The organism is Streptomyces sp. NPDC090445 (assembly GCF_044769385.1).
GTDB lineage: Bacteria > Actinomycetota > Actinomycetes > Streptomycetales > Streptomycetaceae > Streptomyces.
Window position 1 is genome coordinate 16,735 of the sequence record NZ_JBIVXV010000024.1, and the last position, 15,675, is coordinate 32,409.

The window sequence follows — 15,675 nt, forward strand, 5'->3', positions numbered from 1 at the left end:
CTCTAGGCTGGTGCCGACTGCTGTCGAAGCTCGAAGAGGCGACTGAAGATGAGCGCGTACGGATCCTTCCCCGGCTCGCGGCCCCGCCGGCTGCGCACCACCCCGGCGATGCGGCGGATGGTCGCGGAGACCCGGCTGCACCCCTCGGACCTGATCCTCCCGGCGTTCGTCCGGGAAGGCATCAGCGAGCCGCTGCCGATCTCGGCCATGCCGGGCGTGGTCCAGCACACCCGGGACACGCTGCGGAAGGCCGCCGCCGAGGCGGTCGAGGCCGGCGTCGCCGGGATCATGCTGTTCGGCGTTCCGGCGGACGAGAACAAGGACGCGCTCGGCACGGCCGGCACCGAGCCGGACGGGATCCTCCAGGTCGCCATCCGCGACGTGAAGGCCGAGGTCGGCGACGACCTCGTCATCATGTCCGACCTCTGCCTCGACGAGTACACCGACCACGGGCACTGCGGCGTCCTCGACGCGCAGGGCCGCGTCGACAACGACGCCACGCTGGAGCGGTACGCGGAGATGGCCCAGGTCCAGGCCGACGCCGGCGTCCACGTCGTCGGCCCGAGCGGCATGATGGACGGCCAGGTCGGCGTCATCCGCGACGCGCTCGACGAGACCGGCCACGAGGACGTGTCGATCCTCGCCTACACGGCGAAGTACTCCTCCGCCTTCTACGGGCCCTTCCGCGAGGCCGTCGCCTCCAGCCTGCAGGGCGACCGCAAGACCTACCAGCAGGACCCGGCCAACGCCCGCGAGTCCCTGCGGGAGCTGGCGCTCGACCTGGAGGAGGGCGCCGACATGGTCATGGTCAAGCCGGCCGGCCCCTACCTGGACATCCTGTACCGGGTCGCGCAGGCCGTGGACGTGCCGGTGGCCGCGTACCAGATCAGCGGCGAGTACGCGATGGTCGAGGCCGCCGCCGAGAAGGGCTGGATCGAGCGCGACCGGGCCGTCCTGGAGACCCTGACGGGCATCAAGCGGGCCGGCGCCGACACGATCCTCACGTACTGGGCCACCGAGGTCGCCGGATGGCTCCGCAACGAACGCTGAGCCGCGGAGCACCCGCACCGCGCCCTCGTGACGAAGCCCCCGTCTCCTCCCGCAAGGGGAGGGGACGGGGGCTTCCCGTTGCTGTGTCAGTGCGTGCGGCCGGCGCGCTTGCCCTCCTTGTCCCCCTGGCCCTCCTTGTTGTGCTTGTCCCCCTTGTCCTCGGGGTGGTCGTTGTTCGGGGTGACGGACTCGATGTCCGAGAAGTCCACGCGGGTCTTGGCGTGGGTCGTCTCCGGGTAGCCGACGAAGACCGAGCCCGTGCCCGACTGCTTCGCACGGTCCTCGTGCATCGCGGCGTTGGGCGAGCCCGCACGCACGATCAGCTCGTCGCCCTTCTGCGGATCGACCCCGGTCGGAGCCCCGCCGTCGACGGACAGCTGGGCGCCGATCGTGTCGTTGACGGTGATGTCCACCGTGTCCTGGCCGTCGCGGGCCAGGACCCCGATCCGCTCGGTCTGGCCCGTGGTGATCCTCAGCCCGAGCAGCGCCCGCAGCTTCTGCGGGGCGCGCAGGTCGAGCGGCAGTGCCTCCACCCGCAGGGTCGTGAACGCGTCCACGATGCCGCGGACGCGGTCGCCCCGGGTGGTGCCGACGATGGTGACCTCGTCGTCGCCGCCCTCCGGGCTGACCGTCACATCACCCGTGACGTGCAGGAAGTTCAGCGTCTGCCCGGACGCGGCCCGGGTGAGGCGGCCGCTGTCGGCGCCGGTCGGCGTGAACGTCAGCCGGTCGTCGCGGGCGCCGCCCAGGACGGCTGCACCGTGCCCGCTCGCGTCGAGGTGCACGAGGGGGATGCCGAGGATGCCGACGAACCCGCCCGGGATGTCCGGGTAGCCCGTCACCCGGCCGTCCGCGATGTCGACCACCAGGTCGGACGTCGCGCCCGTGAGCCGCAGCGAGTACTTGGCGATGGTGACGCCCAGCACCGGCGAGGTCTGGCTCACGTTGCCCGCCAGGTCCTCCAGCTGCACGCCGACGCCGTACGTTCCGTCGCGCAGCGCGGAGCTGACGACCTGGTACCCGCCGCCGGACGTCACGGTGTCCTTCCCGACGACCGTCGGCCCCGAGCCGCCCTTCGCCGGCGTGGCCAGCAGCCGCACCAGGGCGTTCGGTTCCACCGACGCGCCCTGGAAGGCGGGCTTGACGATGGTGGTGATGTTGTCGGTGTCGTTGCCGCCGGTGTCGCTCGACGACAGCAGGTCGGGCGCGGCGTCCGGGGTGGCCGGCGGGGTCGTGTCGAGGGTGACGAGGAGGCGGTGGGAGCTCTCCGCGCCCGATCCGGTGACATGGGCGGTGCCGGGGCTGCGCGGGTCGTCGGACGGGTCGACGACGATCACCTCGGCGGTGATCAGGTTCTCCCCTTCCGTCAGGACCGGGTCCAGGCGGATCCGGTACAGCCCCGGCTTGGCGGCCGGGTCGACGGGCTGTGCGAAGCCCACCCGCTGCCCGTCCCGCTCCACGGCCACCTTGAAGCCGGGGGCGTCGTCGTCGAGCTCCGGTGTCGCGTTCTGCGGGGACAGGGCGATGCCGGCGGCCCGCAGCTCCGCGTCGTTCACCCGGAGCAGCAGCTCCGGGCCGGCGATCCGGGTGACGTCGTCGTTGTCGAAGCGGCCCGAGTCCGACTCCCGCTTGAGGTCCAGCCCGAACGGCTCGGGCGCCGCCCGGTTCGCGACGGCCAGGTCGTACACGGCCTGCGGCGGGTCGGTCGGCGAGGCGTCACCGGGGCGGGACGGGTCGGCCACGTCCCTGTCGCTGATCGCGAGGAAGTACGGCTCGTCCTGGACGACGGGGACCGAGAGCCGGGACGTCGAGGTGCCGGGGCGGGTGGTCGCGGAGGTGCCGGCGGCGAGGAGCCCGCCGTACTTGTCGTACGCGCGGACGAGGAGCGGCGAGACCACCTCGTTGAACGTGATCTCGGCGGTGACATGGCCGGTGTGGCGCGGCTCGATCCGGAAGAAGTCCACGTCGGTGGCGGTGTGGAGGGTGAGCCGGGCCCGGTTGAACCGGTCGTCCGAGCCGAGGGCGGCGGCCACGGCCGCGTCGATCGACTCGTTCGGCTCGGCGGGGTCGGGGGAGGCGGCGCGCGTCGAGAACACGTCGAAGTACGTCGTCTGCGCGCCCTGGGCCTGCGCGGTGGCCGTGGGCGGGGTGGTGTTCCCCGTCCACGTCGCGTACCCGATCCCGTCGGTCGTCCACAGCCCGTTGTACTCGCCGATGCGCAGGGTCTGCTGGGTCGAGCCCGTCGTGCAGGAGAAGCGGCAGGGCGCGTTCAGGTCCGGGTCGAAGGGGGCGTCGCCGACGCGGAAGTCCGGCGACCAGGTCTGCGCGCCGTCGCGGCTGGTGGTGCCGTACAGCTCCAGCAGGAAGTTGCTGCCGCCGTTCGGGCCGGTGCCGTTGTTGCGGCGGCCGCTGCGGTTGTCGTACCAGGTGACGACCGCGTTGCCGTCCTGGTCGATGTGGGCGGTGGGCATCACGGCGAAGGTCTGGCCCGGGCCGTGGTCGACCCGGCCGCGGGTGAAGGTCCGGCCGTGGTCGGTGGAGCGGGCGATGACGACGTCGGCGTCATCGCCGTTGGCGAAGGCGTCGTTCGGGTCGTCGCTCGCGACGACGTAGACGTTCCCGGCGCGGGCCGGGTCCGGGAGGATCCAGGGCTGCATGCTGCCCTGGAGCCAGAAGTCGGTGCCGGGGACGTCGTTGCCCGGGTCGCTCTGCACGTTGCAGGTGACCGTGGACTGGCCCGCGGTGAACGCCGCCTCCCGCTGCGACACCGTGCCCGCGGCGAAGTCGGCGCCGCCGGAGCCGTCCCGCAGGAGCTGGGTGGTGCCCTGGCCCGCCGTCCCGTCGAAGCCCTCGTTGCAGAGGTTCGCGTGGTAGGCGACGTACAGGTCGCCGTTCGCGGCGACCGCCGCGTGGGAGGGCCACACGTTGCCCTCGCCGGCCGCGGACAGCACGCTCGGCGGCGACCAGGCGGCGGCGCCGGGCGTGAGCCGGGAGAACTGGATCTGCCACGGGCTGCCGAGGTGCGTCCAGACGAGGTAGAGGTTGTCCCGGTGCGGGCTCGCCGGGTTCGCGTCGGCCACCAGCCACGGCTTGTCGTGGTTGCTCGGGCTGTTCCCGCTGACCTGCACTGCCGTGTACGTCTGAGTACCGGCGGTGGTCGTGTCGTTGATCTGCGCCGCGCCGACGCCGAAGCGGCCGGCGGTGCTGTTGAAGCTGGAGGAGAGGTGCGTGACGAACAGGCGGCCCTGCGAGTCGAAGGCGAGGACCGGGTCGCCGAAGCAGGGCAGCGTCGACGTCCGCCTGATCGGGAAGTCGTCCTTGCCGTAGTTGTTGTCGATCCGGACCGTGCACCCCTGCATCACGGCGACCTGGCCCGGCCGGCGGGGGTTGGCGGTGGCGTTGTGCGGCTCGTTGCCGGTGTTGCCGAGGCCCCGGTCGTCGCCGGCGCGGGCGGGCGAGGCGGAGCCGAGGACGACGAGGGCCGGCAGGAGGAACAGCGCGCCGGCGAGGGTGGCGACGGCGGCGAGGGCGGTGGCGAGGGCGGCGACGGCGGCGGTGACCGTGGTGGCCAGGGGCCGCCGGTGAGCCGGGGGACTGGACCGCCTGCTGGGCTTTCCGGGGCGACTGCGATGGGTGTGGTTCACCGTGTGTCGCCCCGCTCTCTGGCTCTGCTCATCCCTCTCCTTCCGGCGGCCGCTCTTCGCGTCGGCTGCGCTGTGTGCCAGAGGAATGTGGCACCGGGCCGGGGCGGCCCGGGGGCGGCCGGGTCCGCGTCACGCGAATTCACCGGGTTCCCCTGCGGAATCAACCCGGGCGGAGGAGGGAGAGGGGGAGCGGGAGCGAGGAGCCGGTGCGGCCTGCGGGTCAGGCGGGAGTGTGCCTGGCGACGTACGCGGTGAAGGGCTCGATGCCGACCTCCGCACGCCGCTCGTCCATGCGACCCGGCTCCTCGCAGGGCCACGGAACGGGCGCACCGTCCCGCACGCCGGCGATCTGGGTTCCGTAGACCTGCTCGCGGCCCTCGTTCACCAGCGTGCGGTCCCGCAGGAAGGCCAGCTCGCGGGCGGTGGCCCGGCCCGCCGCCACCTCCGGTTCCAGCAGGTGCAGCGCACGCCGCTGCACGTCGAGCTGCCGGTCGGCATGCTGCGCGACGAGCCACGCAGCCCGCGCGGCTTCCTCGCCGACCCGGTCGGCGGTCGGCCAGCCGTACTCGTCCATGATCTCGTTCAGCCGGTCGCCGTGCCGCGCCGTCAGCCGACGCCAGGCGAGCTGCTCGGCCGGGTCCTCGCTGTTCGCGTGCCGTGCGGCCTGGTGATCGGCATCGGCCATGCGGATGAGCTCCGCCGCCAGAGCGGATACGTCGTCCTGAATCATCGTCAACTCCTGGGGGTGGGTGGGCTGATGCCCGGGACGCGATCAACCGTAGGGGCGCATTTCGCGAGGAAGATCACCCTTGGGAATGGTGACGAGACCTGCTGTGAGCAGCGAGAATGGATGCACCGAATTCACCCGGGCACAACCGTGGCGGCGAAGATCCGCCTGCGATGCCTCAGGCGGCGAGGCGGGCCGCCAGGGTCGGCAGCAGGCGGAGCGCGTTGGCCCGGCCGACCTCCGCCCGCTCGGCCTCCGTCCACCCGTCGTACGCGGCGAAGCCGGCCGTGTTCTCGGCGGTGTGGGAGACGGGCATGAAGGGGTAGTCGCTGCCGTAGAGGATGCGGCCGGTCCCCGCCAGGCGGGTCAGGGCGGGCAGCGCGAACTCGTTGGCGGACATGGCGATGTCGTAGTGCAGCCGGCCCAGCGCGCCGATCACGTCCTCCGGGGCCCGGTCCGTCAGGTAGGCGCCGATGGTGGGGCCGTACGTCAGCCGGCGGGCCAGGAACGGCAGGGTGCCGCCCGCGTGCGAGAGGATCAGCCGCAGGTCCGGCAGCCGGTCGAGGACGCCGTTGAAGAGCAGGCTCGCCGCGGTACGGGTCGTCTCGAAGGTGAACTCGTAGAGCGACGCCGGCAGGTCGAAGGTCGCCAGGTCGCGGCCCGGCGGGGTCGCCGGGTGGACGTGGACCGCCGCGCCCCGCTCGGCGATCTCCGCGAACAGCGGCTCGAACTTCGGATCCCCGAGGTAGCGCTGCCCGTACGAGGTCAGCACCCCCACCCCGTCCAGCCCCAACTCGTCCAGCGCGTACCGGAGTTCCACCCGGGCGGCGGCCACGTCGGGTAGCGGCAGGATCGCGAACGCGCCGAACCGGGTCGGGTGTTCGCGGACCAGCTCCGCGAAGTACTCGTTCACCTGGCGGGCCAGCTTCGGAGCGTCCGGGCCGTCGAGGAAGGTGACGCCGGGGGCGGTGATGGACAGGACGGCGGCGGCGATCCCGTGCGCGTCCATGACCTCCAGGCTGCGCTCCGGGGTCCACGACGTGGGGTAGTCCACCCCCGGAATGGCCTTCCGGGCACCGAGGGCCTCGGCGTACAGGGGCGGGACGGCGTGATGGTGGACGTCGATCAGGCTGGCCGGTGTGGACATGCGGAAGCTCCAGGCGTGAGGACGACGAAGGGCACGGGGGCGGGGGCGGGGGCCTGGGCCCGGGGAACCCCACCCTTCAGCGGAGTGGCCATACGTGGCCCGAGGTGTCGGGCGGTGGCCCGGTGCGCCAGCACCGCAACCAGGCCACGGCGCGGGCCCAGGGCCGCCTGGCCCTCGGCTGTTCCCCTGCTCCCCGCGCTCTGCCCATGCGGTGCACGGTAGGACGGGCACCGCGGGAGGATCACGGGCAGACGGGGGAGTCCGTCAGCTCGGGCGTGGGGCGGGATCTCGCGATGCCGGGCGGGGCGGGGGCGCTGCCGGGCGGGGCGGGGCGGGGGTGCGGTGGTGGGATGCACACACCCGGCGTCGGAGGGGTGTCCGGGGGCGTCCCGGCCGCCCATCGTCCTTCCGGTGCGGGCCGGCCTGTAAAGGGCGCTCCTCCTTCGTCGTCGCGTCGCTGAAGCGATGGCCTTCGGCCACCCTTGACAGACCGACCCGCCCCGGAATGCCAACAGACAGCCGGGAAACCCCCGAAGGATGGCCAGGGGGAACCATTCACTACCGGCCCCGTCAGCGATGCAGGCCCACCGCTCCGCCTCGCGGCGTCTCCATGCCTCCAGGACCGCTCATGTCGGCCTGTACCGGGGCGCGGGCACGAAAGACGGCCCCCAAGGCGGCCATGAGGGCCGGCTCGGGAGCCACAAGGCTCCAACCTGCAGGAAAAGGTTGACCAGAGCCTCATCGAGGCCGGTCAGACGCCCCAGATCGCTACGCGCTCCTCATTTCTCGGCGACTGGCCCCCGTCTGGGGCTGGTGAGCGCGGCAGATCGCTACGTACGCGCGGTGGGCTCGGCGGCTGGCGGTTGTCTGGGGCTGGTGACGCGTCAGATTGCCACGTGCGGAGCATGGTTTGACGGCTGGTGGTCGGCGGAGGTCTTGGCGAGCGGTCAGGTGTGCATGTTCCGTTTCGGGTGGTCTGTGGGGTGTGGCGGCTACTGTCCCGATGCTTGGATACGTCTCGTGATGATGCTGTGACCTGCGCATATTCAGTCTGTCAGGGATGATCACTAGGGTGTCGGGGTGAGAGAGACGACGCCTGAGCGAAGATTCCGGAAGAAGAACGCGGTCCTGAACGTGGCCGCGGGCCTTGTGGCCGCCGTGGTGGTCTTCTTCATCCTTCGGCCCTCGACGGACGAGAGCGTCGATGTGCCCAAGGCAGCCGCCGCCCCGTCGCCCTCCGTGGCGGACCGGCCCATGATCGGTCTGGCCGACGCCTTCCCCGACCAGGTGACCGACCCCGCCGGTGGTACGTACACCAAGGTGGGTGCGGTGGCACTGAAGTCGTGCACCGAACCTGACTCGGTCGGACCCCTTCTTGCCGACTACATAGCCCAGGGCAAGGGATGCGTCGGTGAGCAGGTCGCGCTGTACAAGGACGCCAAGGACAACCAGTTCAACCTGGCCGTCTTCACGATGAAGGACCCGATGGACACCGTGATGCTGGTGACCCGGCTCGGTTCGGCGCCCATGGACTACCAGGTGGGCGCGCAGGCCCCGCCGCCGGCATCGGGTCTGAAGACCCTCCCGCCGGACAGCGGCATGGTGCAGTCGTTCACCGGCCAGGGCCGGGCCATGGTGGTCGGCCTGGGTCAGTGGTCGGACGGCGCCACCCGCGACTACCAGCCCCTGGTCGAGCGCCTCACCCCCCTGCTGAACTCCGTCTCCGACCGCGTGGCCCGCTACGAGACCTCCCACTGACCCATCCCTCCGACCATCTCGTGCGGGGCCTGCCGCGCCCATCGGCCACCGACCTTGCAGCCGCGCGTAGCGATCTGCCGCGCCTCCCGGCCCCGGACGGGGGTCAGGCGCCGAGAATGAGGAGCGCGTAGCGATCTGGGGCGTCTGACCGGCCCCGATGGCGCTCTGGCCAACCTTTCCTGCAGGTTGGGGGCTCGTCGCTCCCGAGCGGGCCCTGATGTCTGCCTTGGGGCCGTTTTTCGTGCCCGCGCCCTGGCGCCGGGCGGGCCTGGCGGTCCTGGGGGCATGGGAATGCTGCTAGGCGGAGCGCTGGCCCTGCATCGCTGACGAGAGCCGTCCCTCGAACTGTCCCCCTGGCCATCCTTCGGGGGTTTCCCGGCTGTCTGTTGGCATTCCGGGGCGGGTCGGTCTGTCAAGGGTGGCCGAAGGCCATCGCTTCAGCGACGCGACGACGAAGGAGGAGCGCCCTTTACAGGGCGGCCCGCACCGGAGGGACAATGGGCGCCCGGGACGCCCCCGGACACTCCTCCGACGCCGGTCGGCTGCTACCCCGCCCCTCGGCTCCCGCCCACCTTTCGCGCCTCCGGCTCGCCTCCGCCCAGCCCGCTCGCGCTCCCGTCTCCCCGGGCGCACCCTGGAGGGACAAGGGTGAGCCCCTGGAGGTGATGCACCATGTCCACACTCGTCGGGTGGCACGTGGAGCTCGAATTCACCGAGGACGGTCACCGCACCACTGCGGCGGCCATGGTCAGACTCGGTGACGGCTCCGAGATGCGGGCGCGCGGCTACGCCTTGCGTCACCCCTCCGACCCGGAGCAGCTGCGGGTCGGAGAAGAGATCGCCGGCGCACGTGCGCTGATGGATCTTGCGTCCCAGATGTTGCAGAAGGCCCACGGAGAGATCGACGAGGCGACGGGCCGGCACTCATACCCGCTGACCCGCTGATCGCTACCGCTGCGCCGTGGCCTGCTCGCGCCCGGTGAGGGCGCGAGCAGGCCTTTCGTGCGCGCCTTATCCGGCAACCCAACCAGTCAGCGCCGCCCAGGCGGCGGGAGCCAGGTCCAGCACCGGGCCGTCGGTGACCTTGGAGTCACGGACGTGGACGGTGCCGGGGCAGGTGGCGACCTCGACGCAGGCGCCGCCGTCACTGCCGCTGTGGCTGGACTTCCGCCAGGCGACGGCAACTTCCAGGCATGCGCCGCCCTGCTCGGTGCTGTAGGTGGACTTCCGCCAGTCGACGGCCACTTCGACGCAGTTGCCGCCATCACTCCCGCTGTAGCTGGACTTGAACCACGTCAGTGCGGTGCTCATTGTTCTCCTAGCAGCCGGTCCAACTCCGCTCTCGTCTCCTCCGGGTTGAGAGCCTGTGTCCGCAGCATCGCATACCTGCGTTCCAAGATGCTCACCTCGTTCATGTCGGAGATGAGCTGACTCCCTCGCTGCGTTTCGGCGTACGCCAGGCGCTGGTAGTCAGGGGTCTCCAGGAGAACGAAGGGGCCGTCGAGCGCCGGGTGGCTGGTGCGGTCTAAGGGGTAGACCTGGATGGACACACCCGGCAGTTCCGAGCAACTGAGCAGATGCGCGAGCTGCTCCCGGTAGACCTCCGGGCCACCCATCTTGAGTCGTAGGACCGGCTCCCAGATGATGAAGCTCAGTGTGACGGGGGTCTCGCGGCGCAGTATCTCCCGTCGTGCGGTGCGGATCGCCGTCTGCGCGGTGACTGCGTCACTCGACAGGAGAGGAATGCGGCTGCGGAATACTGCCTCCGCATAGGCGTCGGTCTGGAGCAGACCCGGAAGAACCTGGTTCTCGTACGAGGAGATAGCGAGGGCATCGCGCTCGCGATCCAAGTACTCCTCGGCCCACTCCGGCACCTGATCCACCGCCGGAAGCTTCTCCACCCCCGCCGCCAGCACCCCGCCCGACTCCAGCACCCGGTCCATGGCCTCGGCCACGTCCGGCATCAGGGCCCGTCTGCCCTGCTCGATCGATGCGATCGTCTCCTCTTCCATCCGCACCAACTTGGCCAGTTGGCGTTGCGTCAGGCCCTTCCGGATCCGGAGTACGGCCACCTGCGCCCCGACCATCTTCAGGGCGGTGCCGTTCTTCGGTACGCGTTTCCTCGGCGGCATGTTTTTCGGACTCCCCACCTGCGCCCGTGATGTATCCGTACCGACCCGTACCAATCGATCGGTACGGGTGGTCGTACTGTCCACGGTAGTCACGGACCGCGACGATCGCCCCGTGATCCAGGAGATTGAACCCGCCCTGATGAGGGACCGCTATTTCGCGCGCTCCCGCCAAACCGTGGCCGCTGCCAGGCAGTTCGCCGCTGAGACACTTGACGTGTGGGGTGTCACCCACCACCGCGACGACCTGTTGCTCTGCGTGAGCGAACTGGCGAGCAACGCCCTCCGCTACGGTGTCGCGCCCGGCCGGTACTACCGCGTCCGGCTGATCGCCTCCGCGACCACCGTGCGGCTGGAAGCCCACGACAGCGGCCCGGGCCTCTCCGGCACCCGGATCGGCGACGGGTACGGCCTGCGCATCGTCGAGGCCGTCTCGGACCGGTGGGGCGCGCTGCCGAGGCAGCCGGGGAAGTCGGTGTGGTGCGAGTTCGGCGGGCCGCCGGCCGGGGTCGCCGATGCGGCCGAGGACTCCCCGTCCCGGCAGGAGACCGCGTACCTCCTGCGCTCGCCGCGCAACGCGCAGATCCTCGTGGAGTCGATCGCGGAGCTGGACGCCGACCCGAGCTAGCTCAGCCACCCAGGTCAGCCACGTCAGTCAGCCGGCCAGACCGGCCGGCCGGGGGCGCCCCGCCCCCGCCCGGCCGGGCCCCGTTACATGGGGTCGGGCTGATGCGGCTGGTCGTTGGGCTTGATCACGGCGAAGACCGCGCCCTGCGGGTCGGCGAGGACGGCCATCCGGCCGACCGGCATGTCGAAGGCGGGGGCCATGATGCTGCCGCCGGCCTTTTCGCAGGCGGCCTGGGTCGCGTCGGCGTCGGCCACGCGGAAGTAGGGCATCCAGTGCGGCGGGGTGCCCTTCGGGTGCTGCTCCAGGGACATGAGCCCGCCCACGGCCCGGTCGTTGACCTTGAACTCGATGTAGCCCTCGGCGCCGGGGATCTCGGAGGCGGCGGGCGTGATCGGGAGGATGGTGCTGTAGTACCTGGCGGCCTGCTGCGGGTCGGAGGTGGCCAGATCGTTCCAGATCAGCGTGTTGTCCTCGTTGACGATCCCGGCGCCGGGGAAGCTGCCGGCCTGCCAGATGCCGTAGACGGCGCCGGTGGGGTCGGCGAGGACGGCCATCCGGCCGAGGTCCATGACCTCCGTCGGGTCCATGATCGTGCTGCCGCCGGCGGCGGCGGCCGCCCTGACGACCTCGTGCACGTCGTGGACGGCCAGGTACGTGGTCCAGACGGCCGGGGGCATCGGGTCGGGGGTGGACCCGTCGGGGTTCATCGCCTTCATGATCCCGGCGACCGGCTGCTCCTTGTAGAGGCAGACGGAGTACCCGCCGGTCTCGGGCGGGCCGACCTCGCCGGACCAGCCGAAGAGGCCGGCGTAGAAGTCGAGGGCGGCTTGCTGGTCGGGCACCATCAGGTCGATCCAGCACGGGGTGCCGGGTCTGTAGGAGCCGTTCATGACGGGCACGTGGCCTCCGGGGTGGGGGAGGTGCATGGGGATGAGGGGACGCAGCCTCCCTTACCCGGGGACCGCCGCCCAGGATCGGGCCGCACGGGTGAAGTCCGGCCTCCGGAAGCGTCGGCCGAGGCGGCGAACGGGTCAGATCTTGATACCGGCGAGGACCTGGAAGAGGGCCGTCGGCGGGCCGATGAGGAACAGTGCCACCAGCACCACCAGGTTCAGCACCAGGCCCGTCCCCAGCAGGGCGCTGAACGGCCCGCGGAGTTGGAAGAGCCCGCGGATCAGGCCGATGAGGGCCATGACCGCCGAGACGAGCCACCACACACCGCTCAGCGGGTTGTTGAACAGCGAGGCCCCGAGCGCGGCGAGCACGACGGACCCGAGCACGTAGAGCAGGAACGGGGGCAGCCCCAGCAGGAACACCCACCGGGCCGGGGACCGCCAGGACCCGAACCCGGGAGGGTACGGGGGAAGCGGCGGGATCACCACGATCTGCGGGACAGCGGCAGTCGGCGGGCTCGGGGGCTGCGCCGGCGGGTCGTCGGCGTCGGCGGGGGCGAAGGGGATGGCGTGCGCGGTGGCGGCGCCCAGCCCGCTGATCCCCCCGAGCGCACTCCCCGCAGCCACGACCCCGGCCCCGCTCCCCGGCGGCGCGGCGGCGCCCTGCGGTATCCCGGGCGGCTGCACAGCCCCGGCGGGCTGCACCGGTTGCACCGGCCCGGCGGGCTGCACCGGTTGCACCGGCCCGGCGGGCTGCACCGGTTGCACCGGCCCGGCGGGCTGCACCGGTTGCACCGGCCCCGCGGGCTGCACCGCCCCGGCGGGCTGCACCGGCTGCACGGCACCCGCGGGCTGCACCGCCCCGGTCGGGATGCCGGTCGTCGGGGCGGCTCCGTACGCCTGGACGGCGCCGGGGCTGCCGAGCAGTTGTTCCAGCAGGTCGCGGAGGGTGGTTTCGAAGGCCGGGTCCTGGTCGATCTCGTCCGCCAGGGTGAGGGTGGCCAGGGCCGTGGAGGGGGCGCCGGGCTCGTCGCGGAGCCTGCGCAGGGCCTCCGTGCCTGCCGTGGTGCCCCGCAGCCGGTCCTCCACGTGGACCCGTACGCGGGCCAGCAGTGTGGCCTGTGCCGGGGAGCCGGCCCCGGCCCCGGTCAGGACCCGCAGCGCGGCACGCGCCAGCCGTAAACCGTTCACGTTCGGCCTCCCCCTTGTGACCTCACTCCCGGACGGGAAGCCGATCGTACGGAGTACGGGTTCTCCCCGGCCAGAAGTCGGCACGGGCTGACGCGGGCCAGCCCCGGCCGGAATGCCGACGGGAGGCCCCCGTGACACGCTGAAACAGGGGATCGCCGTCCTGGCGGGGCAGGCGGCCTGCCAGAAGGAGAAAGCATGGCCAGTGACGCCGCCGGATCCCGGGCGAACCCCGGATACCCCACGCCCGCACCGCCATCAGGCATGACCACCCTCGCGGCAGCCTTGATGATCTTCGGCGGGGCGATGGCGGTCTTCGAAGGGATCTCGGCCATCGCCACGGACTCGCTGTTCGTCGCGACACGCCACTACGTGTTCGAGTTCAGCCTCGCGGGCTGGGGCTGGATCCATCTGATCCTCGGCATCATCCTGGTCTTCGCCGGGTTCGCCGTGGTCAACGGAGCCGTGTGGGCGCGCTACTTCGGCGTGGCCATCGCCAGCCTCGGCGCGATCGCCAACTTCCTGTGGCTGCCGTACTACCCCTTGTGGGCCCTGGTCCTCATCGCCGTCAACGTCCTCGTCATCTGGGCGCTGTGCCTGGGCATGCACCAGGAGGCGGATACGGGACTGCGAGGCTGACCGCCTGACCGAAGTGCAGAACGCCCCCGCCCCCGTCGGCAGCAGTGCCGACGGGGGCGGGGGCGTATGGAACCGGGAGTGCCAGGAGTGTCAGAGGCGCTCAGGGGTCCGGATGCCCAGCAGGGACATGCCCTTGGTCAGCGTCCGGGCGGTCAGGTCGCACAGGAAGAGGCGGTTCTCGACCTGCTCGGGAGTGTCGGCCTTCAGGACCGGGCACTCCGCGTAGAAGGTCGTGTACAGCGAGGCCAGCTGGTACAGGTACGCGGCCAGCTTGTGCGGGGCGTACTCGGCGGCCGCCTCGGCGATCAGCGTGCCGAAGCCGTCCAGGTGCAGGCCGAGCGCCCGCTCGGACGGGGTCAGCGCCAGCCCGGCGTGCGCAGCCGGCTTCGCGTCGCCCGCCTTCCGCAGGATCGACTGGATACGGGCGTACGCGTACTGGAGGTACACGGACGTGTCCCCGGTCAGCGACACCATCTGGTCCAGGTCGAACTTGTAGTCCCGGGCCGCGGACGTCGAGAGGTCGGCGTACTTCACCGCGCCGATGCCCACCTGGGCACCTCGCTCGACGATCTCGTCCTCCGTCAGGTCCTGGGCCTTCTCCCGGACGACGGCTGCGGCCCGCTCGACAGCCTCGTCCAGCAGGTCCACCAGCCGCACCGTCTCGCCCTCACGGGTCTTGAACGGCTTGCCGTCGGCGCCCAGCACGGTGCCGAAGGCGAGGTGGTAGGCGGGCGTGTCCTCGCCCAGCCAGCCGGCCCGCCGCGCGGTCTCGAAGACCATCTTGAAGTGCAGCGCCTGGCGGGCGTCCACGACGTACAGCAGGTTGTTCGCCTTCAGGTTGCCGACGCGGTCGCGGATCGCCGAGAGGTCGGTGGCCGCGTAGCCGAAGCCGCCGTCCGCCTTCTGGACGATCAGCGGGGTCGGGTTGCCGTCCTGGCCCTTGTACTCGTCGAAGAACACGCACAGCGCGCCCTCCGAGCGGACCGCGACGCCCGACTCCTCCAGCAGCCGGCAGGTCTCCACCAGCATGTCGTTGTAGCCGGACTCGCCGACGATGTCCGCGTCCTGGATGTCCATGTCCAGCTTGTCGAAGACCGAGTAGAAGTAGATCTTCGACTCGTCCACGAACCGCTGCCACAGCGCGAGGGTCTGCTCGTCACCGGCCTGGAGGTCGACCACCCGGGCCCGGGCGCGGGTCTTGAACTCCTCGTCGGAGTCGAACAGCGCGCGCGAGGCCTTGTACAGGCGGTTGAGGTTGGACATGGCCTCCTCGCCGGACGCCGCGGTGTCCTCGGCGGCAGACGCCTCCGCGGCCTGGTGGTCCAGCTCGTGCGGGTGCTCGATCAGGTACTGGATGAGCATGCCGAACTGGGTGCCCCAGTCGCCGATGTGGTGGCGGCGGACCACCTGCTCGCCCGTGAACTCCAGGATCTCGGCCATCGCCGCGCCGATCACCGCGGACCGCAGGTGGCCGACGTGCATCTCCTTGGCCACGTTCGGCTGCGCGTAGTCGACGACCGTGGTGCCGGCGTTCTCGTTGACCGGGACGCCCAGCCGGGCGTCCGCGGCGCGCGCCGCCAGCGTCTCGACGATCGCCCGGTCGGAGACGGTGATGTTGAGGAAGCCGGGGCCGGAGACCTCGATGTCCTCGATGACCCCGCCCTTGTCCAGGCCCTCGACCACCGTGGTCGCCAGCTCCCGCGGGTTGGCCTTCGCCTTCTTCGCGAGCGCCAGGATGCCGTTGGCCTGGAAGTCCGCCCGGTCGCTTCGTCGCAGCAGCGGGTCGGCCGCACCGGCCTCCGGCAGGGCGGAGGCGAGGGCGTCGGCGACGCGCTGATGGACGGAAGAAGCGAGGGAAAGGACCGAGGCCAT

Annotated in this window: 13 protein-coding genes; 5 read left to right on the top strand and 8 right to left on the bottom strand. The window is 71.5% G+C overall.

All coding sequences use genetic code 11. From position 1 onward, the window contains the following. The first annotated feature begins 48 nt into the window (after positions 1–48). Positions 49–1,050 (top strand): porphobilinogen synthase, encoded by a 1,002-nt coding sequence (hemB, locus tag ACIQUT_RS31240; RefSeq protein WP_403567809.1) that lies wholly within the window; start codon positions 49–51, stop codon positions 1,048–1,050. Between the two features lie 86 nt (positions 1,051–1,136). Here hemB and ACIQUT_RS31245 read toward each other — a convergent pair whose 3' ends face one another. The 3 genes from ACIQUT_RS31245 to ACIQUT_RS31255 all read right to left on the bottom strand — a co-directional run bounded on the left by ACIQUT_RS31245 (position 1,137) and on the right by ACIQUT_RS31255 (position 6,568). Further along, the gene (locus ACIQUT_RS31245) at positions 1,137–4,694 is read right to left on the bottom strand and encodes an Ig-like domain-containing protein (RefSeq protein WP_403567811.1); all 3,558 of its coding nucleotides are present in this window, start codon (positions 4,692–4,694) and stop codon (positions 1,137–1,139) included. Positions 4,695–4,914: 220 nt separating this feature from the next. Further along, on the bottom strand, positions 4,915–5,424 hold the full coding sequence (locus ACIQUT_RS31250; protein WP_403567813.1) for a DUF6624 domain-containing protein: 510 nt from the start codon (positions 5,422–5,424) through the stop codon (positions 4,915–4,917). 175 nt (positions 5,425–5,599) lie between these two features. Then, positions 5,600–6,568 carry an amidohydrolase family protein gene (locus tag ACIQUT_RS31255; RefSeq protein ID WP_403567815.1) on the bottom strand — a complete coding sequence of 323 codons (969 nt, stop codon included), beginning with the start codon at positions 6,566–6,568 and terminating at the stop codon, positions 5,600–5,602. 1,080 nt (positions 6,569–7,648) lie between these two features. Between ACIQUT_RS31255 and ACIQUT_RS31260 the strand changes: the two genes are divergently transcribed. Continuing rightward, a complete protein-coding gene (locus ACIQUT_RS31260) occupies positions 7,649–8,326 on the top strand; it encodes a hypothetical protein (protein ID WP_403567817.1) in 678 nt (225 codons plus the stop codon). A 672-nt stretch (positions 8,327–8,998) separates the two neighbouring features. After that, a complete protein-coding gene (locus ACIQUT_RS31265; RefSeq protein WP_403567819.1) occupies positions 8,999–9,271 on the top strand; it encodes a DUF1876 domain-containing protein in 273 nt (90 codons plus the stop codon). A gap of 66 nt (positions 9,272–9,337) precedes the next feature. Here the strand turns inward: ACIQUT_RS31265 and ACIQUT_RS31270 are convergent, their stop codons facing one another. Then, positions 9,338–9,637: a DUF397 domain-containing protein gene (locus ACIQUT_RS31270; protein WP_403567821.1), complete on the bottom strand. Its 300-nt coding sequence runs from the start codon at positions 9,635–9,637 to the stop codon at positions 9,338–9,340. Further along, positions 9,634–10,551, bottom strand: coding sequence for a Scr1 family TA system antitoxin-like transcriptional regulator (locus tag ACIQUT_RS31275; RefSeq protein WP_403567822.1), 918 nt, complete (start codon positions 10,549–10,551; stop codon positions 9,634–9,636). Before ACIQUT_RS31275 ends, ACIQUT_RS31270 begins: the two co-directional genes overlap by 4 nt. A gap of 19 nt (positions 10,552–10,570) precedes the next feature. Between ACIQUT_RS31275 and ACIQUT_RS31280 the strand changes: the two genes are divergently transcribed. Next, entirely contained in the window at positions 10,571–11,083 is a 513-nt protein-coding gene (locus tag ACIQUT_RS31280; RefSeq protein WP_403567824.1) for an ATP-binding protein, read from the top strand. A gap of 83 nt (positions 11,084–11,166) precedes the next feature. On the opposite strand, the gene ACIQUT_RS31285 is transcribed toward ACIQUT_RS31280, so the two are convergent. Both ACIQUT_RS31285 and ACIQUT_RS31290 read right to left on the bottom strand, forming a co-directional pair. Continuing rightward, positions 11,167–11,973 carry a VOC family protein gene (locus ACIQUT_RS31285; RefSeq protein ID WP_403567963.1) on the bottom strand — a complete coding sequence of 269 codons (807 nt, stop codon included), beginning with the start codon at positions 11,971–11,973 and terminating at the stop codon, positions 11,167–11,169. 141 nt (positions 11,974–12,114) lie between these two features. Further along, a complete protein-coding gene (locus tag ACIQUT_RS31290) occupies positions 12,115–13,167 on the bottom strand; it encodes a hypothetical protein (protein ID WP_403567826.1) in 1,053 nt (350 codons plus the stop codon). Positions 13,168–13,362: 195 nt separating this feature from the next. Between ACIQUT_RS31290 and ACIQUT_RS31295 the strand changes: the two genes are divergently transcribed. After that, a complete protein-coding gene (locus ACIQUT_RS31295) occupies positions 13,363–13,803 on the top strand; it encodes a hypothetical protein (protein ID WP_403567828.1) in 441 nt (146 codons plus the stop codon). A 90-nt stretch (positions 13,804–13,893) separates the two neighbouring features. Here the strand turns inward: ACIQUT_RS31295 and argS are convergent, their stop codons facing one another. Next, positions 13,894–15,675 (bottom strand): arginine--tRNA ligase, encoded by a 1,782-nt coding sequence (gene argS / locus ACIQUT_RS31300; RefSeq protein ID WP_403567830.1) that lies wholly within the window; start codon positions 15,673–15,675, stop codon positions 13,894–13,896.

What these genes read in the sequence shown, in the direction of transcription:
- hemB (WP_403567809.1), top strand. Translation starts at nt 49, where the DNA reads ATGAGCGCGTACGGATCCTTCCCCGGCTCGCGGCCCCGCCGGCTGCGC.
- ACIQUT_RS31250 (WP_403567813.1), bottom strand. Translation starts at nt 5,424, where the DNA reads ATGATTCAGGACGACGTATCCGCTCTGGCGGCGGAGCTCATCCGCATG.
- ACIQUT_RS31255 (WP_403567815.1), bottom strand. Translation starts at nt 6,568, where the DNA reads ATGTCCACACCGGCCAGCCTGATCGACGTCCACCATCACGCCGTCCCG.
- ACIQUT_RS31265 (WP_403567819.1), top strand. Translation starts at nt 8,999, where the DNA reads ATGTCCACACTCGTCGGGTGGCACGTGGAGCTCGAATTCACCGAGGAC.
- ACIQUT_RS31270 (WP_403567821.1), bottom strand. Translation starts at nt 9,637, where the DNA reads ATGAGCACCGCACTGACGTGGTTCAAGTCCAGCTACAGCGGGAGTGAT.
- ACIQUT_RS31285 (WP_403567963.1), bottom strand. Translation starts at nt 11,973, where the DNA reads ATGAACGGCTCCTACAGACCCGGCACCCCGTGCTGGATCGACCTGATG.
- ACIQUT_RS31295 (WP_403567828.1), top strand. Translation starts at nt 13,363, where the DNA reads ATGGCCAGTGACGCCGCCGGATCCCGGGCGAACCCCGGATACCCCACG.
- argS (WP_403567830.1), bottom strand. Translation starts at nt 15,675, where the DNA reads ATGGCCTCGGTCCTTTCCCTCGCTTCTTCCGTCCATCAGCGCGTCGCC.